At 48.5% G+C, this 21022-nt stretch carries 18 protein-coding genes; 9 read left to right on the top strand and 9 right to left on the bottom strand.

The features are described 5' to 3' along the window. Positions 1-24: 24 nt before the first annotated feature. Together AC5JBY_RS08430 and tsaE are read right to left on the bottom strand one after the other, a co-directional pair. Complete coding sequence (locus AC5JBY_RS08430) at positions 25-1239, bottom strand: alanine dehydrogenase (protein ID WP_495904129.1); 1215 nt, start codon at positions 1237-1239, stop codon at positions 25-27. 59 nt (positions 1240-1298) lie between these two features. Continuing rightward, positions 1299-1859 carry a tRNA (adenosine(37)-N6)-threonylcarbamoyltransferase complex ATPase subunit type 1 TsaE gene (gene tsaE / locus AC5JBY_RS08425; RefSeq protein WP_495904128.1) on the bottom strand — a complete coding sequence of 187 codons (561 nt, stop codon included), beginning with the start codon at positions 1857-1859 and terminating at the stop codon, positions 1299-1301. A gap of 108 nt (positions 1860-1967) precedes the next feature. Here tsaE and AC5JBY_RS08420 point away from each other — a divergent pair, with 108 nt between their 5' ends. The 3 genes from AC5JBY_RS08420 to AC5JBY_RS08410 all read left to right on the top strand — a co-directional run bounded on the left by AC5JBY_RS08420 (position 1968) and on the right by AC5JBY_RS08410 (position 6518). Then, on the top strand, positions 1968-4097 hold the full coding sequence (locus tag AC5JBY_RS08420) for a heavy metal translocating P-type ATPase (protein WP_495904127.1): 2130 nt from the start codon (positions 1968-1970) through the stop codon (positions 4095-4097). Positions 4098-4214: 117 nt separating this feature from the next. Next, entirely contained in the window at positions 4215-4571 is a 357-nt protein-coding gene (locus tag AC5JBY_RS08415; protein WP_495904126.1) for a four helix bundle protein, read from the top strand. Positions 4572-4613: 42 nt separating this feature from the next. Then, a complete protein-coding gene (locus AC5JBY_RS08410) occupies positions 4614-6518 on the top strand; it encodes a RecQ family ATP-dependent DNA helicase (protein ID WP_495904125.1) in 1905 nt (634 codons plus the stop codon). Here AC5JBY_RS08410 and AC5JBY_RS08405 read toward each other — a convergent pair whose 3' ends face one another. Then, the gene (locus AC5JBY_RS08405) at positions 6519-8105 is read right to left on the bottom strand and encodes a helicase HerA-like domain-containing protein (RefSeq protein WP_495904124.1); all 1587 of its coding nucleotides are present in this window, start codon (positions 8103-8105) and stop codon (positions 6519-6521) included. 80 nt (positions 8106-8185) lie between these two features. Beyond that, entirely contained in the window at positions 8186-8557 is a 372-nt protein-coding gene (locus AC5JBY_RS08400; RefSeq protein WP_495904123.1) for a co-chaperone GroES, read from the bottom strand. Between the two features lie 134 nt (positions 8558-8691). Here AC5JBY_RS08400 and AC5JBY_RS08395 point away from each other — a divergent pair, with 134 nt between their 5' ends. Then, a complete protein-coding gene (locus AC5JBY_RS08395) occupies positions 8692-9393 on the top strand; it encodes a response regulator transcription factor (protein WP_495904122.1) in 702 nt (233 codons plus the stop codon). Between the two features lie 88 nt (positions 9394-9481). Here the strand turns inward: AC5JBY_RS08395 and AC5JBY_RS08390 are convergent, their stop codons facing one another. Further along, positions 9482-10417, bottom strand: a complete 936-nt coding sequence (locus AC5JBY_RS08390; RefSeq protein WP_495904121.1) for a hypothetical protein — start codon at positions 10415-10417, stop codon at positions 9482-9484. A 92-nt stretch (positions 10418-10509) separates the two neighbouring features. Next, complete coding sequence (gene ruvB, locus AC5JBY_RS08385; protein ID WP_495904120.1) at positions 10510-11538, bottom strand: Holliday junction branch migration DNA helicase RuvB; 1029 nt, start codon at positions 11536-11538, stop codon at positions 10510-10512. Positions 11539-11958: 420 nt separating this feature from the next. Here ruvB and AC5JBY_RS08380 point away from each other — a divergent pair, with 420 nt between their 5' ends. From AC5JBY_RS08380 to AC5JBY_RS08370, 3 genes are all read left to right on the top strand, one after another. Continuing rightward, positions 11959-12387, top strand: a complete 429-nt coding sequence (locus AC5JBY_RS08380; RefSeq protein WP_495904119.1) for a MarR family winged helix-turn-helix transcriptional regulator — start codon at positions 11959-11961, stop codon at positions 12385-12387. A gap of 71 nt (positions 12388-12458) precedes the next feature. Continuing rightward, positions 12459-13349, top strand: coding sequence for an NAD(P)H-binding protein (locus AC5JBY_RS08375; RefSeq protein ID WP_495904118.1), 891 nt, complete (start codon positions 12459-12461; stop codon positions 13347-13349). Positions 13350-13366: 17 nt separating this feature from the next. After that, positions 13367-13651, top strand: a complete 285-nt coding sequence (locus tag AC5JBY_RS08370; protein WP_495904117.1) for a hypothetical protein — start codon at positions 13367-13369, stop codon at positions 13649-13651. Positions 13652-13773: 122 nt separating this feature from the next. On the opposite strand, the gene AC5JBY_RS08365 is transcribed toward AC5JBY_RS08370, so the two are convergent. Then, a complete protein-coding gene (locus AC5JBY_RS08365) occupies positions 13774-14484 on the bottom strand; it encodes a peptidoglycan DD-metalloendopeptidase family protein (RefSeq protein ID WP_495904116.1) in 711 nt (236 codons plus the stop codon). 125 nt (positions 14485-14609) lie between these two features. Between AC5JBY_RS08365 and AC5JBY_RS08360 the strand changes: the two genes are divergently transcribed. After that, positions 14610-17864, top strand: coding sequence for a S41 family peptidase (locus AC5JBY_RS08360; RefSeq protein WP_495904115.1), 3255 nt, complete (start codon positions 14610-14612; stop codon positions 17862-17864). Between the two features lie 163 nt (positions 17865-18027). Here AC5JBY_RS08360 and AC5JBY_RS08355 read toward each other — a convergent pair whose 3' ends face one another. Then, positions 18028-19236 carry a redoxin domain-containing protein gene (locus AC5JBY_RS08355; protein WP_495904114.1) on the bottom strand — a complete coding sequence of 403 codons (1209 nt, stop codon included), beginning with the start codon at positions 19234-19236 and terminating at the stop codon, positions 18028-18030. A gap of 70 nt (positions 19237-19306) precedes the next feature. Continuing rightward, the gene (locus AC5JBY_RS08350) at positions 19307-19780 is read right to left on the bottom strand and encodes a hypothetical protein (protein ID WP_495904113.1); all 474 of its coding nucleotides are present in this window, start codon (positions 19778-19780) and stop codon (positions 19307-19309) included. A 143-nt stretch (positions 19781-19923) separates the two neighbouring features. Here AC5JBY_RS08350 and AC5JBY_RS08345 point away from each other — a divergent pair, with 143 nt between their 5' ends. Next, positions 19924-20979, top strand: coding sequence for a hypothetical protein (locus AC5JBY_RS08345; protein ID WP_495904112.1), 1056 nt, complete (start codon positions 19924-19926; stop codon positions 20977-20979). Positions 20980-21022: the final 43 nt, after the last annotated feature.

Genomic DNA, 21022 nt, shown 5'->3' with positions numbered 1-21022 from the left:
GCGCGGACAACAGTTTTGATTTTCTTAACGCTGACTCGCGATCAGCAGGTTCAGGTCGGTATACTTAAGATCAAAGCGTTGGCTAAGGTGGAAGTTGGTCAACGCACCTTTAAAAATATAGATACCGCTGCGCAGGTGCACTTTGTGCCACACCAGGCTCTCGAAGCCGCCTTCGTCACCGGCTTCCAGGAGCAAAGGCATCAGTACGTTGCTGATGGCTTGCGAAGCCGTTCGGGCAAAACCAGAAGGAATATTAGGTACACAGTAATGAATAACCCCATACTTCATGAAGATGGGCTGTTCATGACTGGTAATCTCAGAAGTTTCAAAACAGCCCCCGCGGTCAATGCTCACATCAATGATAACACTGCCGGGACGCATATTGCTTACCATCTCCTCCGACACCACCACCGGTGTGCGGCCACTTTGAGAGGCCAAGGCACCCACTGCCACCTCACAGGTCTTCAACTGCTTGGCCAGGATACGAGGCTCCATGACAGAAGTCCACATGCGCTGACCGATATTATTCTGCAATCGCTTCAGGCGGTACACACTGTTATCAAATACTTTCACAGAAGCACCCAGCGCCAGGGCGGCACGGGCAGCAAACTCACCCACGATACCAGCCCCCAGAATGATGACCTTGGTAGGCGGAATACCGGAAATACCACCCAGCAACACACCCTTGCCGTGGTTAGCTGAGCTCAAATATTGTGCTGCGATCAGCATTACCGCACTACCTGCAATCTCACTCATGCTGCGCACGATGGGTAAGCTGTCGCTGTCGTCCTTTAAATTTTCAAAAGAAATAGCGGTGATCCGCTTATCCATCATCTTCTGCAACAGTTCAGCCTTCATGGCCGAAAGATGGATGGGCGAAATGATCACCTGATTGAGTTGCAGGTAAGGAAGGTCTTCCTCCACCACCGGGGCGCTCTTCACCAGGATCGGCGATTTGAACACCTCCGCTTTTTCATACACGATCCGGGCACCGGCCTCACTATAATCGCGATCACGGTAGTGGGCGGCTTCGCCGGCATTGTGCTCGATCACCACATCGTGGCCATTGCTGATCAACACGCCTACAGCTTCCGGCGTCAGGGCAATACGATTCTCCTGAAAAGCAGTTTCCCGGGGAATACCAATATGCAATTGGGCCCCCTTGGGTTTTATATCAAGTTTTTCTGCAAGAGTTTCGTAACTGAAAGAAGTGCTGATGATCGGTTTTTGCTGAGACATGAAGCGGTTTTCAGTTTATCTGGTTGCTATTGAAATGCTAAGAAAGCCCTCAAATATACTTATTTATCTCCGATCCTTACGAGACGGGTTTGAGGATCAAGGGCGTTGACGAAAACAGGCACGGTACCATCTGGGAAAATACCTTCCGCTCTTTCAGGCCATTCCACCAGGCAGATATTGCCGGAATACAGGCAATCCTCCACCCCAGCCTGCATGGCTTCTTCCTCGCCTTTCAACCGGTACAGGTCGATGTGGAACATTTTACCGCCCGGCCAGGCATATTCATTAATGATGGAAAAAGTAGGGCTGCCCACCGTGCTGCTCACCCCTTTCACATCACACAGGGCATGGATAAAAGTAGTTTTGCCCGCGCCCATAGCGCCATGGAAGGCAAACACCTTTGCCCCGTTCCCCGCCTGCCAGAACTCCCTGGCAGCCTCCTGAATAGTATCCAGCGTAAACCGTAATTCCATAGGCTGCAAAGATACGTCCGGCAACAGGAGTTTTTGGGCCGGCCCGGCAGGAAATTGCAACCCGGTAAAGATATTATCCGTAGATTCATACCGTGCGCCCGGCATTACATGGTAAATTTGCAGCAACCCTGGTACACAACCCTCCATAGAATTCTATGAATTGCCTGCCAGCTTATTATGATACCAATTACTATGAAACTGCACGATTGGGATGATCGCGCAGTAATATCATAGAGAGATCAAAACCCCGCAAGAATGAAGACAGTCAATTGGAAAGTTGAAGGGATGACCTGCTCCAACTGCGCGCTTACTATTCACAAATACCTTGAAAAAGAAGGTATGAAAGACGTAAAAGTAAGTCTGGCCAGTGGAGATGTCAGCTTTGGCATCAATGGCGGCAACAGCCCCAGTCAAAAGATCGCCAAAGGCATAGAATCCCTCGGCTACACCGTTCACGAAGAAGAACATGGAGATGCATCCCCCGCCAGAAAGAAGAAATTCCTGTCCAACCATAAACAACGCTTTCTTTTCTGCCTGATCTTTACGGCACCCCTCATGCTGCACATGCTGGACAAATGGGTCCACATCCACTGGCTCATGGATCCCTGGGTACAGCTATCGCTCTGCATGCCTGTTTTCCTCGTAGGTATGGACTTCTTCGGACGCAGCGCCCTCAAAAGCATCCGCAATGGCATGCCCAACATGAACGTGCTGGTAGCCATCGGCGCCACTGCAGCTTTTGTTTATAGCTTTATCGGCACCCTCTTCAACCTGGGCGAAGGCTTCCTGTTTTACGAAACAGCCGCCTCCGTCATTACCCTCGTATTCCTGGGCAATTACCTGGAAGATGCCTCCATACAATCTACCCAGCGCGCCCTCAACAAACTGGCCAAATCGCAAAAAGTGATGGCCAATATGATCGCCTACCACGAAGGACAGGAAAACGTGTTCCCCGTAGAAAATACGTCCCTCCGTTCCGGCGACCTCATCCTGATCAAGAACGGCGAGCAGGTGCCTGCCGACTGCAAAATATTATCCGGCGATGCCACGGTAAATGAAGCCATCCTTACCGGAGAGAGCATGCCCCAGCATAAAAAGTCAAAAGATTTTCTCATGGGCGGCAGCCTCATCATCGATGGCACCATCCGCGCGCAGGTCACTGCTGAATCTAAAGATTCGGTACTGGCCAACATCGTCAACCTCGTCAGGAGAGCGCAAGGTGAAAAGCCACCTGTGCAGCAAATGGCCGATAAGATCAGCGCCATCTTTGTACCAGTGGTGCTGGGCATAGCCGCCGTTACCTTCATCCTCAACTTTATTATACTGCAAAACTTTACCGCATCCCTCATGCGCAGCATTGCAGTATTGGTCATCGCCTGTCCCTGCGCCATGGGCTTGGCCACACCGGCCGCCATTGCAGTAGGCCTGGGAAGGGCTGCCCGCAATGGCATCCTCTTCCGCAACTCCAAAAGCCTCGAATTGTTCAAGAGCATCCGGCAGGTGGTGTTCGACAAAACCGGCACCCTCACCACCGGCAAGTTTGCAGTGGCCGATTATAAACTGATCGCAGAGAACATCAGCACTGAAGAGTTTAAGAAAATCACCGCTTCGCTGGAGAAATATTCTAACCACCCCATAGCCCAAAGCATTGCCCTTGCCTGGAAACAGCCGGAGACGATCTACTGGCAAAAAATAGAAGAAGTGAAAGGACAGGGTATGAAGGCCACTTCCAAAGAAGGCGATGTATACCAGGCAGGCTCTTACAGGATTGCCATGGCACACACCCGCGAAGACAGCCACAATGTTTACATCATGAAGAATGATGAGCTGCTGGGCTGGATCGATGTGAAAGATGAAATACGTCCCGAGGCTATACAAGTGGTCCAATACCTGCGTCACCGCAACATACGCACCATCCTGCTCAGTGGAGATCGCTATGGCAAATGCCAGCAGCTGGCCACCTTCCTGGGTATCGATGAGGTCATTGCAGAAAAAACACCGGAAGAAAAACTGACTGTGGTGGAAGACCTCACCCTGCAAGGTCCCACGGCGATGGTTGGCGATGGCATCAACGATGCCCCGGCACTGGCCAAAGCCACCATTGGCATCTCACTCAGTGAAGCAGCTCAGGTAGCCGTACAAACAGCCGATGTAGTGCTCATGAACCAGGGCATCAAAAACCTTCCCTTAGCATTGGGATTGGGCCGCCATACCTTTATTACCATCAAGCAAAATCTTTTCTGGGCGTTCTTCTACAACATCATCGCCATACCAGTTGCAGCCTTTGGTTTACTCACACCCACCTTCGGCGCCTTGGTGATGGGCCTGAGTGATGTGGTGCTGGCGCTTAACTCTGTGAAGTTGTTCGTTAAAAAAGTTACTTGATATCGGCAATCGACAGCCGGCAATCGGCAGTGAAGCTTACTGACTAAAGGCAACACTAAATTGTCTTAAAGTTATATATGTTGTTTTTAGAAGTAGATTGTGGGAAATTCAATTTCCATGTATTTACAGCTTGCCCATAAAGAAATGGACATCTACAAACTTGCCAAAACCGTTGTTATTTCCTGCTATCAACTCACTAAATCATTTCCTCCTGAAGAGAAGTTTAATATGGTACAGCAAGTCAGGAGAGCAGCTTTGTCAGTACAACTGAATATTGCAGAGGGTGCGGCCAGAAAATCAGCCATTGAAAGAAGGAGATTTTACGAGATTGCCAGAAGTTCTCTTGTTGAAATTGATGCAGCATTGGATATTGCAGTCACATTAAATTACTTTGCAAAAACCGAAACACAGGAATTAGGAAACAATATGATCAGGTGTTTCCAGATGCTTACAAAAATGGTGGCGTGCCAGTAATCAGCAACCCACATTGCTGATTGCCGACTGCCGATTGCCGACATGCGTAACATTCATACCATATTAAAAGAATATTGGGGGTACGATAACTTCCGGCCGTTCCAGGAAGATATCATCAACTCCATACTGCGTGGACAGGATACCCTGGCACTGCTGCCCACAGGAGGTGGTAAATCCATCTGCTTCCAGGTACCTGCCATGGCGCAGGAAGGATTATGCCTTGTAGTAAGCCCACTCATCGCACTGATGAAAGACCAGGTGGAGAACCTACGCCGTAAGGGCATTACCGCCTATGCCCTTTATTCGGGCATGAGCCGGAAAGAAGTGATCAACGCACTTAAGGTTGCTACCGACAGTAATTGTAAATTCCTATACGTATCACCCGAACGGCTGGAAACCTCGCTCTTTAAAGAATACCTGCCCGCGCTCGACATTAACCTGGTGGCAGTAGATGAGGCGCATTGCATTTCTCAATGGGGATATGATTTCCGACCGCCTTACCAGCGCATCGCTGCCCTGCGCGCTGAGCTACCGGGCGTTCCCATACTGGCCCTCACGGCATCGGCCACGCCCATCGTGCAGCAGGATATTTGCGATAAGCTCGAATTCGTAAAGCCGCAGATATTCCGGCAATCCTTTGAGCGACCCAACCTGTCGTACAGTCTTTTTGAAGAAGAAGCGAAGATCAACAAGCTCGCCGATATACTGCAGAAAGTACCCGGCAGCAGTATCGTTTATTGCAAGAGCCGCAAGCGCACCAAAAACGTCAGCGACCAGCTCAACATGCAGGGCATCAAAGCCGACTACTACCATGCTGGCCTTACACAGGAAGAGCGTACTAAAAAACAGGACGACTGGATAAAAGACCGCACGCGCGTGATCGTTTGTACCAACGCCTTCGGCATGGGGATCGACAAGCCCGACGTGCGCACCGTCATCCACATGGACGTGCCCGACTGTATCGAAAACTATTACCAGGAAGCAGGCCGCGCAGGCAGAGACGGCAAGAAGGCTTATGCTATCCTGTTGCATGACAAAAAAGAACCGGAAGAGTTGGAAGCATTGCCCGATATCCGTTTCCCCACACTACAGGATATCCGCGTCGTGTACCAGGGCATCGTCAATTACCTGCAGGTGCCAACCGGCTCTGGGGAAGGCGTGTACTATGACTTCGACATCACTGATTTTGGCAGCAAATTCAAGCTGGATGCCTGGCTTACTACCTATGCTATTAAAGCATTGGAGCAGGATGCATGGCTTAGTTTCAATGAGCAGGTACTCATTCCTTCCAAAGTACAGTTTGTGACCAATAAAGAGTGGCTGTATGAGTTTGAGAAAAGCAGCCCCGTACTGGAACCGCTCATGACTACGCTGCTGAGAACTTACGAAGGCATCTTTGATGTTCCTGTAAGCATCCATGAAAAAACACTGGCCTTTTTGCTGAGAATAGAACAGGATGAAGTCGTGAAGCAATTGAAAATACTGGATGCCAATGCCATCATCGACTACATGCCGCAGAAGGACAAGCCACAGCTTTACTTCCTGCGCCGTCGCGTAAAAGCAGAGGACTTGTTTATCAACATGGCTGATTATGAAAAGCGTAAGCAGCAATTCAAAGAGCGGATCGCTGCAATGATCAGCTACGTGCGTGAAAAGAAACAATGCCGCAGCCAATACATTGCGTCCTACTTTGGCGATGATACTGCAAAGGATTGTGGCATCTGCGACAACTGTCGCAACAGGAACCAACAGCCACTAACAACAGAAGAGTTTAAGCAGATACACCAGCGCATCGTCACTGTCATTGGTACCGGCAGTATGAGCGCGGAAGAATTATTGCACCACCTGAATGGTATCAAAAAAGAAAAAGCCTGGCAGGTTATTAACTTCCTCCAGGCTGAACAAAAAATATCGGTGAACGAAAAAGGGTTAATCAAGTTGTCATAATCAGAACCAGCTACTACTGCTCTTCTTCTTGGTACTCTTTCCTCCCAATCCCAATGCGCCCAGCAAACTGCGGGTGATCACATTGGCAGCAGTGCGGCCTATCTGGCGGGTCACTGAATTATCCAGTACCTTCTCGATAGTAGACTTTTCTTTCTTAGAACTTCCGCCACCAGCCTTCTTTTCTTCTTTCGCAGCTTCCTTCTCTGCTTTCTCTTCAGCAGTACGTTTGGCAGCCTCTTCCAGTTTATCGTTCAATATTTCGTAAGCACTTTCGCTATCGGCTACTTCAGCATACTTCTTCACCAGCTTTGAGCTATTCACCAGCGTATCCAGCTCTCCATCACTCAATACGTCCATTCTCGACCGGGGCGACACCAGCATGGTATGCACCAATGGCGTGGGAATGCCCTTCTCATTCAGCATGGTCACCAGCGCTTCGCCGATACCCAGTTGGGTCAGCAACTCTTCTGTTTTATAAAACTCTGTCTCGGGATAGTTCTCTGCAGCCTGCTTGATCGTCTTGCGATCGGCGGCCGTAAAGGCACGCAGGGCATGTTGCACTTTCAAACCCAACTGGCTCAATACGCCGGCAGGCACATCCTGCGGGTTTTGCGTACAAAAGAAGATGCCTACTCCTTTGGAGCGGATGAGCTTGATCACTGTTTCAATCTGCTGCATCAAAGCATCGGTGGCTTCCTGGAATACCAGGTGCGCTTCATCGATGAACATTACCAGCTTGGGCTTGTCGAGGTCACCGGCTTCGGGCAACGTAGCATACAACTCAGCCAGCAGTTGCAACATGAAAGTAGAGAACAGCTTGGGCCTGTTTTGCATGTCAGTTACGCGCAGCACATTGATCATGCCACGGCCATCATCTCCAATACGCATCAGGTCGTCTACTTCGAAAGAAGGTTCTCCAAAGAACACATCAGCACCTTGCTGCTGTAGTTCTATCACTTTACGCAGAATGGTACCAGTACTGGTTGAAGCGATCTTACCGTATGCTTTTTCAATCTCTGCTTTTCCTTCATTGCTCACAAACTGCAACACCTTGATAAAGTCCTTCAGGTCGAGCAAAGGCAGTTTGTTGTCATCACAATACTTGAAGATCATGGCTACCAGCCCTTGCTGGGTATCATTCAGGTCTAATATCTTGGACAGGAGGATAGGACCAAATTCACTTACTGTAGCCCGTAACCGTACGCCCTTCTCATTACTCAGGCTCATCAGTTCTACTGGGAAAGCAGTGGGCTTATAAGTACCTCCGATAATAGCTATCCTTTCTTTGATCTTTTCATTTTCCGTACCGGCAGCGGCAATACCACTGAGGTCGCCTTTGATGTCCATCAACAGTACAGGCACACTGGCATCACTCAATGCTTCAGCGATCACCTGCAAAGTTTTTGTTTTACCGGTACCGGTAGCGCCGGCAATGAGGCCGTGCCGGTTCATGGTTTTAAGCGGCAGTTTTACCAGGGCGCCGGGCACGGCAGCTTTATCCAGCATACCCACACCCAATACAGCAGATTCACCTTTAAAAGTATAACCATCCTGCACAGCTTTCAGGAATGTTTCATTGTTCGCCATAAAGCAGATTTATGAAGGGAAGATACAGGATTGCCCGAAAAACAATCAGAAAAAAATTGTTATCTGTATGTAATGGGAGATCACATCTCCTCTTCCCTTTCCAGCATCAGGATAGCGCTCTGCGGCACGATATAATATCGCTCGTTCTCGTACATTACTTCCGTAGCGCCACTCAGCAGGAATACGGCCAGGTCGCCTTCTTTGGCTTGCAGGGGAATATATTTCACCTGTTCATCATGCCCTTTCCAGGACTCATCTTCCACGGGCATGGGGATCGCATAACCAGGTCCCGTCTTAATTACATAGCCTTGCTGCACCTTTTCTTTTTCCCCTACCCCGGGTGGCAGGTACAAACCGCTTTCCGTACGTTCATTGCCTTTTGAGGGCCTTATCAACACGCGGTCGCCAATCACAATGAGCTTCTTAAAGGTATTATCGTTCGTCAGTCGCATATGAATAATCTTAAATCGCAAAAGTACGTAAAAGCCCCTCCTACCCCATTTATTAACAAAATATTACACGCCACTTGTCGGATATGGCAAATGAATTAATTTTATTTACACTATCGAACTAAATATACCTAACAATGGACGGAAAGAAACCTAAAATCTTATTGTGTGAAGACGATCAGAACCTGGGCAGTGTACTAAAGAATTATCTGGAGTTAAATGATTTCGATGTGACACTGGAACGTGATGGCCGTCTCGGACTGGCCGCTTTCCAGCGTGAGAAATTCGAGCTTTGCCTGCTTGACATTATGATGCCTCACATGGACGGATTTACCCTTGCGGAAGAGATCCGCGATATAGATCCGGATATTCCCTTATTCTTCCTCAGCGCCAAAACCATGAAGGAAGATATCATCCAGGGTTATAAATTGGGTGCCGACGATTACATCACCAAGCCCTTCGACAGCGAAGTGCTGCTCATGAAGATAAAGGCCATCCTGAAGCGGAATGAAGAAGTAACCCGCGAGGCGGAGAACAAAGAGTTCGACCTCGGCAGCTACCACTTCAACCCCAAGCTTCGTGAACTGAGCCACAATGGCAAAACACAAACCTTGTCGCCCAAGGAAAATGAGTTGCTCAAAATGCTCTCCGAGCACATGAACGACCTGCTTCCCCGCGAACAGGCACTGAAGAAGATATGGGGCAGCGACACTTATTTCAACGGACGTAGCATGGACGTATACATCGCCAAGCTGCGCAAGTACCTGAAAGAAGACGAGAAGATCGAGATTGTGAACATTCACGGCAACGGCTTCAGACTGGTAGCTCCTGTTGCATAAGATATCGCTGATCTAATAAATTTGTTTTTTATTAAAGCTGTAGCATACCTTGCTGCAGCTTTATTTTTTTATAGCCAGCCCACAAACGTTACCGTTGCATGTTTTCTCTTCTCATTCGGCCAATATGCACACCCAATTTAACCTGAACAGTAAAATAAGCATCGTTGCGTGCAGAGTTGCCTCTCTTTTCTCCTGCACGGGTAAGAGCGGGAGGATGGAGCTCCTGCCTCCTGTCAGCTAATTGAGCTGCCAACTCTGCTGATGGAACGGCGGGGCTACTGGCAAACAAAGCAGGATCGATATACTCCCGGCTTACATCATCGAGATAATCGGTATTCAATATCCGGTGCATTATTTCCAGCCTGGTATTCAACAGCGCCGACACTTCATAGCGTACACCAACGCCCAATGGAAAGTTAACCTGTGTAAGCCCGTAAGGTTTCCGATCGGGATACTGAGCAAAGCCCTGCCCTTCTGTACGCATAGGTTGTAATGCCACCCACTCCTGTCCTGTAAATGCTTCGGGATTGAAACGAAACACACCAACGCCACCAATCATGTAGGGAGAAAAATAAGAAGATCGCTCGCCTGACGATTGAAGAAAAGTAAGCGGATGAAGCTCTGCCAATAATGCCAGTTCGAATATCCTGCTTCGAAAATGCAGGTTACGCTGATACCGCGCCCTGGCTGCGCTTCTATCGCCTTCCAGTACTTTATCAGAAGCGCTCACCTTTCCAAAAGTAGCTTCCAGCCTGCCGCCGATGGCCTGTTGATACAATGCGCCGATATAAAAGCCACCAGCAAAATTATAATGCTGCCTGTTCAGGTCTTTCACGAACCCCTTACCGACGCCTTTCCGGCCACCCAGATCGGTAAAACAATTCATGACACCAACAGAACCGCCGGCTTCCCATAACAGAGCAGCCTCCAGGCGTTCATCATCGTAGAAGTAATACTGTGCAGTTGCGTTATGGGCGCATAAAGCCATCACCCATAGGCATACAATGGACTTGAATTGACTCATAGCAGTTAAATGATTTAGCTGCTACTACCAGACAGGGGTAACTGAAAAGAATACCATTTACGGAAATCCCGGCTGGTTGGATTGTTTAGGTATCAGAATAAAAGATTGGGATTGTTGCTGCCCGGCGTGCGCCCAAGGTGTTCATACGCTTTAGGTGTTACTTCACGGCCACGGGGCGTACGTTTGATGAAACCTTCCTGGATCAAAAAGGGTTCATACACTTCTTCCAGTGTTCCTGTTTCTTCACCTACGGCAGTGGCAATGGTAGTAATGCCTACCGGCCCGCCTTTGAACTTATCGATGATGGTAAGGAGAATGCGGTTATCCATTTCATCCAGTCCATACTCATCTACATTCAATGCCCGCAAGGCATGTTGTGTGATGGCAAGATCGATCACGCCATTGCTCAGCACCTGCGCAAAATCGCGTACGCGGCGTAGCAGGCCGTTACCGATACGGGGCGTTCCCCGGCTGCGGCGTGCAATTTCATGGGCCGCATCGGAAGTGATCTTGGTATTGAGAATACTTGCCGCGCGGTTGATGATCCGCTGCAATACTTCGGCATTGTAATATTCCAGCCTGGCTTTGATGGCAAAACGCGATAACAGGGGTGCTGTCAGCAACCCGCTGCGCGTGGTAGCACCTACCAGTGTGAAAGGATTTAAATTGATCTGGATACTTCGGGCATTGGGGCCGCTGTCGATCATGATGTCCAGCCGGTAATCTTCCATGGCTGCGTAGAGGTATTCTTCTACCACGGTGCTCAACCGGTGGATCTCATCGATAAACAACACGTCGTGGGGCTCCAGGTTAGTGAGCAGCCCGGCCAGGTCTCCTGGCTTTTCGATGACCGGCCCGGAGGTTTCTTTAATGCTAACGCCCATTTCATTGGCCACGATACGGCTCAGGGTTGTTTTGCCCAGTCCGGGAGGGCCATGAAACAGCACATGGTCCAACGCCTCTCCGCGCAGCTTGGCAGCCTTGATAAATATCTTCAGGTTTTCAATGATCTGTCCCTGACCGGCAAAGTCTTCGATCTCTTTGGGGCGGATATTGTTCTCAAATTCTTTATCTGCAGCGGATAAGGACCCTTTTTCTGTATGTAAGTTTGGATTGGCCATGCTTTTCGATCGACTTAATAAAACTACACAAATGTAAGTGTTGGTTATCAATCTGCCCTTTCCAGGTCAGGGCACCAGCTACCCTGCCGTTTTTAATGAAAATGGCTGTTTTTGACTTGTTGTGCTATTAATACGGGATTAGTACGGCTTTACTACGGCTTAAGTACGGCTTATCCCCGGATTAACCCCGGCTCCTCTGCTGCTTCATTAACCAGTACGGGCTTCTTTAATTCATTCTATCCCGATGCGCTCTTTACAAACTTACCATAGAAGTGACCTGCCTGCAAAAACGATGACCGAAATGTCCTCAAATGGCCGCTAATGACCGGTCATTTCGGTCATCTAATTGTGGAACATTAAGATTTCTTTCCAAATTATATTTGCATATACAAATAAAAAGCCTTTATCTTTGTCCTGTCAATGAAACCTTCAGAAAGCAAATACCGCCATTGCATGTACTTCGTAGCCAACGCCCTTGGCCGGAGGATCGAAAAACTGGCTATGGAGACCTGGAAGCGGGTCGACCTCTCGCCCAGTCATGCTTATTTGCTGATGTTGGTGATCGAAGAGCCGGGCATACAGCCCACGGCTTTGAGCGAGCAACTGATCCTGACACCTTCGACCATTACCCGGCTGATCGAAAAGCTGGAAGGGAAAGAACTGGTAACGCGTACATCTGAAGGCAAGATGACAAAAGTGTTCCCAACGGCTCAGGGTAAAGAGCTGTACCCCAAACTGCAGGAATGCCTTGGGCACTTCATTGAAAACTACACCCACATCCTTGGTAAAGAGGAGAGTATGCGCATGGTGAAGAACATGGCCTGCATTGCCGACAAGCTACCCGACTAATATTTTTTTTGCCCCAATACTTGTATATACAAATAAATAAAACACAATCACCCAATCAAATTATTTAAAACATGCATTACGTAATCACAGGTGGCGCTGGCCACATTTCGAAACCGCTGACAGAAGCATTACTGGCCGCCGGCCATAAGGTGACAGTGATTGGCCGCAATGCCGCCAACCTGCAGGAATTGGTTAACAAAGGAGCGAAAGCTGCCATTGGCTCAGTAGATGATGTGGTCTTTCTAACCGCCACTTTCGCCGGTGCAGATGCCGTATACCTGATGTCGCCTCCCAACTATGCTGCAACTAATGTGAAGCAGGCCATTGAGCAGGTAGGAAAAAATTACCTGGCAGCGCTTACTGCCAGCCCGGTTAAGTATGTTGTTCACCTCAGCAGCATTGGCGCTCACCTGGAAGGTGGTACCGGCCCTATTGCCGGCCTGCACCGCACAGAAAAGAACCTGAATACCCTGAGCAATATCAATATCCTCCACCTCAGGCCATCTTATTTCTACTATAACCTGTTTGCCAACCTTGGCTTGATCAAACAAGCCGGCATTGCAGGTGGGAACTTTACTGTACCGGCTCAACGCTTTCCTCTTACTGATACCAGTGATATTGCAGCAGTAGCAGCAGAAGAACTATTGCAGTTGAAATTCAAAGGGCATGGTGTGCGCTATATTGTCAGTGATGAAGTTGGCACAAACGACATTGCCACCGCACTGGGCAAGGCAGTAGGCAAGCCTGAAATTCCCTGGGTAAAGTTCCCCGACGACCAGGCCAAAGCTGGCATGTTGCAGGGTGGTTTAGGTGAAGACCTTGCTGACAACTATGTTGAAATGGGTCGTACGATCGATTCAGGCATCCTGTTCGAAGATTACTGGAAGCACAAGCAGGCACTGGGAAAAGTAAAGCTGAATGATTTTGCGCAGGTGTTTGCAGCAGCGTATAATGCGGGATAAGTTATCTTTGGTTCACTATGAACTACGATCAATTCTACGCCAGTATTACAAAGGCTACGCCACCAAATGGAATTAGTGTGTACCTGCGTGCGTTGTGGCTGGATGCCAAAGGCGATTGGGATGCTTCGCATGAAGCCATTCAGGACGTGCCTGATCAAAAGGCTTCCTGGATACATGCGTATCTGCACCGCAAAGAGGGTGATGCATTCAATGCCAACTACTGGTACAATAAAGCGAATAAGCGCATGCCCGGTTATTCGCTGGAGCAGGAATGGGAAGAGATTGTAAAAGCATTCTTATAAATAAAAGGTGAGCCGTCCTGTCGTGCTGCAAATGCTGCACTGCAGGGCGGCTCACCTTTTTCTATTTGGCCTTCAACGCTTCGACAGGCTTCCCGTAAAACGGGATGACAGATTGTACTAGCTTACTCACTTTTCGCGTATTGCATTAACTGAAGTATAAGATCGGGATCGGGACAATTGGCCAGGTATTTCTCCCGCTCTGAATATTTGCATACACCGGGGTAATCACCTTCTTTCAATTCCATATCCAGTATTACCTGGAAGTGGAGGTGTGGTGGCCAGTGTCCATTCTCTGCCGGTTCGCCAAAGTGTGCGATCTCCTGACCGATGGAAATGTATTGTCCGCTGGAAAGCTTTTGTATGTCACGCAAACTAACATGGCCGTATAAGGTATAAAAGGGTAATCCATCCAGTTGGTGCAGCAGGATGAGGGTGGCACCATAATCTCCGTAGTGATCATTGAATGCAAAACTATGCACCATACCTCCCATGAAAGCATATACCGGCGTGCCTGCCTGTCCCCATATATCTACGCCAAGGTGCAGCCTGCGTGGCTCTTCACCGGGCTGCAACGAATCAAACAGTTTACTGCGGTTGTATACGGTGCGGTTTTCATCATAACCTCCAATACCCAGCCGGGCATTGGCTGCTTGCAGTTTGTGATCAAGATAAGAAGTGAAGCGCTGTGTGTCTTCGATGATATTACTGGTCAGTTCTTTATTCTTCTCTGTAAAATCGAGCAGCAGGAGCTTTTCCGTGGCATGATCAACTTTCACCACCGGATGAAAGGTGGATTGGTACTTTCGTATCGTATTTTCGAACACAGAGGGCATATGCAGGTTTTAAGGATTATAACTGCCGCTTGTAAGCAATTTGATGCTTTTATGCATTCCTATCTGTCGCAAATATCCCGGTTTGTTACCTTTAAATCAATTCCATTTCCAAAAACATCTACTATATGAGCAAATACCTCTTTCTGGGAGTCCTGCTGGTCATGGTCAAGATTGCAGCAGCCCAACAAAGCCCCTTATGGCTGAGATATCCCGCTATTTCTCCCGACGGTAAAACGATTGTTTTCAGCTTCAAAGGTGATCTGTATAAGGTGCCGGCCAGTGGTGGCGACGCCATTCCTTTGACGCTGCATGAAGCGCATGACTTCATGCCTGTGTGGAGCCGCGATGGCAAGTACATCGCTTTTGCCAGCGACCGCTATGGCAACTTCGATGTGTATGTAATGCCATCTGCCGGTGGTGAAGCTACCCGCCTCACTTATCATTCTGCCCCCGATTATCCTTATGATTTTACGCCTGATGGCAAAAAGGTGATCTTCGGCACCAACCGCAATGATGTGTATACCAGCGTACGCTTTCCGCAGCGTGGCCTGTTCCAAAAGTTGTATGAAGTGCCGGTTACCGGCGGCCGTTCAGTCATGTTCCTGTCGGCCGGTTCTGAATTTGCGCACTTCAGCAGCAAGGGTGATCAGTTGATCTTCCAGGACCGCAAGGGTTATGAGGATGCCTGGCGCAAGCACCATACCTCGGCTGTAACGCGCGACATCTGGGTGTATGATGTGAAGAAGGATGATTATCAGCAGGTGTCTGGTTTTGCCGGTGAAGACCGCGAGCCGATTTTCTCTGCCGATGATCAGTATTTCTATTATCTCAGTGAAAAGAATGGCAACAGCCAGAATATTTATAAAGCGCCGGTAAAAACAAAGATCGCTGAGCAGCAGCTTACCTCTTTTAAGGATCACCCCGTGCGTCACCTCTCCCGCTCCGGTGATAACACGCTTTGCTTCACGTATGACGGCGAGATCTATACTTTGAAAGAAGGAGAGCAACCCAAGAAGGTTGCTGTCCGCATCAATACCGATGGACGTACGAATACGGAGAAGATCATTCCCATCAATACCGGCGTGACGCAAACGGCTTTATCGCCCAATGGAAAAGAGATGGCTTTTATTGTGCGTGGTGAAGTGTTTGTAACTTCTATTGAAGGGGGCATTACCAAGCGCATTACCAATACGCCGCAGCAGGAACGCACGTTGCAATTTACACCTGATGGCCGTTCATTGATCTATGCAGCTGAAAGGGGCAATAGCTGGGATATTTACCGCACTTCTATTGAAAGAAAAGAGGAGCCTTATTTCTATGCTTCTACTGTATTGAAAGAAGAGCCACTGATCGCTACAGAAGCGGAAGAGTTTCAGCCGGTGATCTCTCCTGATGGAAAAGAGGTAGCTTATCTCGAAGAAAGGAATGTTGTTAAGGTATATAATATTGCTTCTAAAAAGAGCCGCACCATCGTACCTAAGGGTGTTAACTTCTCTTATGCTGATGGTGATCAGTATTTCACCTGGTCGCCTGATGGCAAATGGATTGCCTTTAATTCTGCTGAAGGCCGCTGGGGTTCTTCTGAAGTAGCTCTGATGAAGGCTGATGGTACCGGTGAAAGAAGGAACGTTAGTGAAAGTGGATTCGCTGACGGGGGCGCCAAATGGGCTTATAATGGTAAGGCTTTGCTGTGGCTCACCGATCGTGATGGCAAAAAACCATTGGCCTTCCAGGGCGCCCGCGAAGTAGATATCTATGCCATGTTCTTCGACCAGGACCTGTATGACCGTTTCAAACTGAGCAAGGATGATTATGCGCTGTTGAAAGAAAAAGAGGAGAATGATAAAAAAGAAAAGAAGGATACTGCATTGCAAGCTGCTATCGCTAAAAAAGAAAAGGACTGGCAGCCGTTGTTTGAAAACATCGACAACCGCAAGACAAGGCTTACCATCAACTCGGGCAATATCTCCGATTTCACGTTGTCATCTGATGGTGAGAAACTGTATTACCTCGCCCGCGTAGAAAAGGGTTATGACCTGTGGCTGACCAATACGCGCACGCGGGAGACCAAGATCCTGACGAAACTGGATGGTGGTCCTGCCGGTATGGATGTAACCAAGGATGGCAAGAGCATTTTTGTGGTGAGTGATGGCCGCATTATGAAAGTAGATGCAGAAGCTGGCCGTATCTCTCCTGTTACTGTTAATGGTGAAATGAACCTGAACGCTGCTGCTGAAAGGGAATACATTTTTGAACATGCCTGGCGCCAGGTAGTGAAGAAGTTCTACGACCCCAAATTGCAAGGCACTAACTGGAACCTGTACAAAACCACGTACGCGAAGTTCCTGCCTTATATCAACAACAACTATGACTACCAGGAGTTGCTGAGTGAGCTGTTGGGTGAGCTGAATGCTTCTCACACCGGTGGCCGCTATTCTCCGCAACAGCCCAATACGGATGCTACTGCCAGCCTCGGCTTGTTGTATGATGAGGCTTATGACGGTGCAGGTGTAAAGGTGATGGAAGTGATTGAGGGCGGTCCGCTGCTGAATGCGAAAACGAAGATCGCAGCCGGCACCGTGATCGAGAAGATAGATGGTGAGGCTATTGCAGAGAACATGGACTGGAATAAACTGCTGAACCGCAAGGCCACCAAGAATGTATTGTTGAGCTTGTATAACCCCACTACCAAGGAGCGCTGGGAAGAAACGCTGAAGCCTATCTCTCAGGGTGAAGAGCAAGGGTTATTGTATAATCGCTGGGTAAAGACCATGCGCAAGAAAGTGGATGAAATATCCGGCGGCAAGGTTGGTTATGTACACGTGCAGGGCATGAATGATGGCAGCTACCGTACTGTATATGAAGAGGTGTTGGGCAAGAATGCCGGTAAAGAGGCATTGATCGTAGACACGCGTTTTAATGGTGGTGGCTGGCTGCATGATGACCTCGTTACTTTCCTGGGTGGTAAAAAGTACTTAGACTTTTCTCCGCAAGGTGTAACACCTACATCTGGCGAGCCTCGCAACAAGTGGAGCAATCCTTCCTGTGTGTTGATGAGTGAGAGCAACTACTCCGACGCCTTCCTATTCCCTTATGCTTACAAGAGCCTGGAACTGGGTAAGCTGATCGGCATGCCGGTACCGGGTACTGGTACAGCCGTATGGTGGGAAACTCAAATAGATCCTACACTCGTGTTCGGTATTCCGATGGTAGCTACCATTGGCAAGGAAAAGCGCCCTACTGAAAACCTGCAACTGGAGCCGGATATTAAACTGACCAACGACTTCAAGATGATCCTAAAAGGCCAGGACCAACAGCTGGAAAGGGCCATCCGGGAAATGCTGGAAGAAATCAAGAAGGCGCCGAAGAAAGGATTTTAGGGAAGGCACCGAGGCGACAAGGCATTGAGGCAACGAGAAAGAAAAATATAAGTTTAACAAGTAACGTTGTATTATAAGACAAAAGGCCACCCAAATGGGTGGCTCTTTTGTTTCCTATACGCAATCTTAATTCAGCACTTATTTTAATAGCCTTCTTAATGTGTTAAGGTATTAATTCGGCCAGTTTCTTTGTCAATGCTTCTCCTCTTATGCCCCGGGCAATGATCTTTCCATCCGGATCGATGAGGTAGGTAGTGGGAACGCCTTTGATATCATACCGCGCTTCTATTTCTTTGTCCCAGCCTTTGAGGCAACGTACCTGTGTCCAGGGCAGATTGTCTTCTTCCAATGCTTTTCTCCATTTAGCATCTTTATCGTCCAGCGATACCTGCAGGATCGTAAAGTTCTTATCCTTATACTGGGTGTACAATTGTTTCATATTGTAATGTTCCGCGCGGCAGGGGCCGCACCAGGAAGTCCAGAAATCGAGCAGCAGGTATTTGCCGCGGAAGTCTTTTATGGATACAGGCGCCGCACCTTCTGCCGTGAAGGTATGGTCCGGGATAATGGTACCGTTGGCCAACTTACCTGCATAGCCACTGTTATTGTTAGCAGCTGTAATCAACTTCGCGATGGCAGGTTTTTCTTTTACTTCAGCAGGGAGTGATGCCATACAAGCTTTCAGGTCTTCCCGGAAAGCATCGAAAGAGCGCTCACTCATTAGTACAAAGACCTTCAGGTATTGATAGGACAAGGGGGAAGACGGATATGTTTTAATGAAGTTGAAATAGGCTTCATTCTTTCTGTCTTCACTGGCCCGGAGCCCTTTGTAATAATCAGCTTTCAATTTCACCATGGCTTCTTTATCTCCTTTGATAGCTGCTTCCTGCTCATTCCACCAGGCTTTGAGTTTATCAAAGTCTTCTATCTCCATCTGCCGGATACGTTGCAGTTCGTTTTGCTGCTCATTCATTACATCGCCCTGTACGGTGGCGAGGTCGGGTGTAGAAGCAATCTGTATCGTTACCTCTTTTTCGAGGGCTACTTTCCGGAATTTGAACTTCAATCCCTGTTGGTATAAATCGAGGTATTCTTTTTTTGTGAGGCCTGGTTTGGTATGAAAGAATAGCACGCCCATTGCCATGCCTAATGAATCGGGCTGCGTGATGCCGGAAAATGTAAAGCGGCCATTCACTATGGGTGTGCTCAGTAATTGAGAAGGGTACTTTTTGCCCGCGCTGTGAATGTAGAGATAAGCGATCTTGTTCTTTTCGGGGGAGGTAACAGCTCCTTTGATATTATACGGGATGGCCGTATTGGCTTTGAGTCCCAGAGCAACGAATAAGAAAGACAGGAAAAAAAGGATGCGCATCGTTAATAGGTTTTGATAAATGATGGTTTATTAATGAAAGGCATCTATACGCAAGCGGACTATTATTACTTTAAGCCATCACGGGTGTTTCTTCGAACAGCTGCTCCAGGGGAACTTCGATGCTACCGGCCAGTTTATCTTCCAGCAAGGTGGCCATGGTCTCAAAATACAGGATCACATCTTCCCGCACATTTCTTTTGAGCCAACGGAAACCGCCCGGCAATTGTTTCAACACTTCCCTGTCTTCGAGGTACTCGACATTATGGATATCGGTAGGTGTGAGTCCTAACTGCTCCAACCTGGTGAGCAACAGGGATATGGGTGCGCCGGTTACGGAACAGGCTTCCTGTGCGATCTCTGTCCATTCGCCCGGTCCGGTATGGGCATAGGCCCGTATCTCTTCTTTGCTCAACTGTGTGGTGGCCTGCAGCAGGTGTCCACAATTACAAGCTCCGTGATGCCCCCAGGCATAATAGGCTCCCGCACGTAAGGTTGCTGCCGCTTTGCGCAGCCCTTCTATCAATTCTATGGTAGGATGCAACATGGTGCTAATTTCATATAAAACAATGTGACAATTGTATTTGTTTGTACGCTGCACGGCTCCTTCCGGCAATCGTTAAAAGAAACTTAAGGTAAAATAATCATGTGTGGGAGGCGTTTTTAGGAGTATCATCCAACAATAACCATTTGAAAACGATCACACTATCTTTCTGCTGCCTGATGGCTATTTTGGTACTGACGCGGCAACCTGTTCTGGCACAAACCATTACGGGCGCCTGGAAGGGGAAGACCGGCAATGTGCGTACGGAGCTGAAGCTGGTAAAGAAGGGCGACAGCGTGTTGGGCACCGCTTATTACTACACTTCGAAGAATCATTACCGGCGCTATGCCGTGCGCGGATATTTTGACAGCCAAACGAATGATGTGGTGTGGTGGGATGAGCAACTGCTGGAAGACAGGGTATCCGGTAACCTTTTTGGCTCATCACGTGAGCCTGTACTTTCTGTAGCCGATTTCAACTGTCCCGGTGAAGATAAAATGCTGCTGGATGGCAAGAGTACGGAACGTGATCACAAGGATGTCCCCAAAGGTCCGGTAGCGTTGGAGAAGATCAGCAACCCTATGTTCACTGATGAATGGGACTTTGTGATCGAGAATTATACCGTGGGGGCCAATCATCCTGATATCATCGACAGTATTGCGCGGTTGTCGTTTACGCCTCCGCCTTCTGAGCTGGAAATACCCGTGCGAGAAATACCTTCTTCTACCGTGGCTGCTGCGACTCCTGTAACGGTAGCTACTCCCAAAGTAAGCGCACCTGCTCCGGCACCGCCGCCTGCAGAAAAGAAGATAGCAGGCAAACCTGTTACACCGGAAGATAAATTCACCGCCCGTACGAACAAGCTGCAAACGGTGATCCCTATCGGTAACGATAAAAGGATCGAACTGCGGTTTTATGATAATGCCCAGGTGGATGGGGACTCTATTGCGCTGTTCCTGAACAAGAAGCTCATCTTTAAGAATATCCGCCTCACGGACCAGCCTTATACGATTTTCCTGGATGCGAATGAATTGTCGGACGATAATGAACTGGTGATGGTGGCGGAGAATCTTGGTTCTATCCCTCCGAATACTTCCTTCATGGTCGCCATTGTGGGTAAGAAGCGCTATGAAGCGAGGCTGCATGCTGATGAGAACAGCAGTGCTTTAATAAGACTGATTAAACAGGACGCTGATCAATAAAAAAAGAGAACAACTATTGGGTTAAAGCCCAGGTTGTTCTCTT

This window comes from Paraflavitalea sp. (assembly GCF_059502485.1).
The sequence above is the reverse complement of the archived record's forward strand: the minus strand, read 5'-3'. Positions and strand labels throughout refer to the sequence as shown.

What these genes read in the sequence shown, in the direction of transcription:
- AC5JBY_RS08430 (WP_495904129.1), bottom strand. Translation starts at nt 1,239, where the DNA reads ATGTCTCAGCAAAAACCGATCATCAGCACTTCTTTCAGTTACGAAACT.
- tsaE (WP_495904128.1), bottom strand. Translation starts at nt 1,859, where the DNA reads ATGGAGGGTTGTGTACCAGGGTTGCTGCAAATTTACCATGTAATGCCG.
- AC5JBY_RS08420 (WP_495904127.1), top strand. Translation starts at nt 1,968, where the DNA reads ATGAAGACAGTCAATTGGAAAGTTGAAGGGATGACCTGCTCCAACTGC.
- AC5JBY_RS08415 (WP_495904126.1), top strand. Translation starts at nt 4,215, where the DNA reads ATGTATTTACAGCTTGCCCATAAAGAAATGGACATCTACAAACTTGCC.
- AC5JBY_RS08410 (WP_495904125.1), top strand. Translation starts at nt 4,614, where the DNA reads ATGCGTAACATTCATACCATATTAAAAGAATATTGGGGGTACGATAAC.
- AC5JBY_RS08405 (WP_495904124.1), bottom strand. Translation starts at nt 8,105, where the DNA reads ATGGCGAACAATGAAACATTCCTGAAAGCTGTGCAGGATGGTTATACT.
- AC5JBY_RS08400 (WP_495904123.1), bottom strand. Translation starts at nt 8,557, where the DNA reads ATGCGACTGACGAACGATAATACCTTTAAGAAGCTCATTGTGATTGGC.
- AC5JBY_RS08395 (WP_495904122.1), top strand. Translation starts at nt 8,692, where the DNA reads ATGGACGGAAAGAAACCTAAAATCTTATTGTGTGAAGACGATCAGAAC.
- AC5JBY_RS08390 (WP_495904121.1), bottom strand. Translation starts at nt 10,417, where the DNA reads ATGAGTCAATTCAAGTCCATTGTATGCCTATGGGTGATGGCTTTATGC.
- ruvB (WP_495904120.1), bottom strand. Translation starts at nt 11,538, where the DNA reads ATGGCCAATCCAAACTTACATACAGAAAAAGGGTCCTTATCCGCTGCA.
- AC5JBY_RS08380 (WP_495904119.1), top strand. Translation starts at nt 11,959, where the DNA reads ATGAAACCTTCAGAAAGCAAATACCGCCATTGCATGTACTTCGTAGCC.
- AC5JBY_RS08375 (WP_495904118.1), top strand. Translation starts at nt 12,459, where the DNA reads ATGCATTACGTAATCACAGGTGGCGCTGGCCACATTTCGAAACCGCTG.
- AC5JBY_RS08370 (WP_495904117.1), top strand. Translation starts at nt 13,367, where the DNA reads ATGAACTACGATCAATTCTACGCCAGTATTACAAAGGCTACGCCACCA.
- AC5JBY_RS08365 (WP_495904116.1), bottom strand. Translation starts at nt 14,484, where the DNA reads ATGCCCTCTGTGTTCGAAAATACGATACGAAAGTACCAATCCACCTTT.
- AC5JBY_RS08360 (WP_495904115.1), top strand. Translation starts at nt 14,610, where the DNA reads ATGAGCAAATACCTCTTTCTGGGAGTCCTGCTGGTCATGGTCAAGATT.
- AC5JBY_RS08355 (WP_495904114.1), bottom strand. Translation starts at nt 19,236, where the DNA reads ATGCGCATCCTTTTTTTCCTGTCTTTCTTATTCGTTGCTCTGGGACTC.
- AC5JBY_RS08350 (WP_495904113.1), bottom strand. Translation starts at nt 19,780, where the DNA reads ATGTTGCATCCTACCATAGAATTGATAGAAGGGCTGCGCAAAGCGGCA.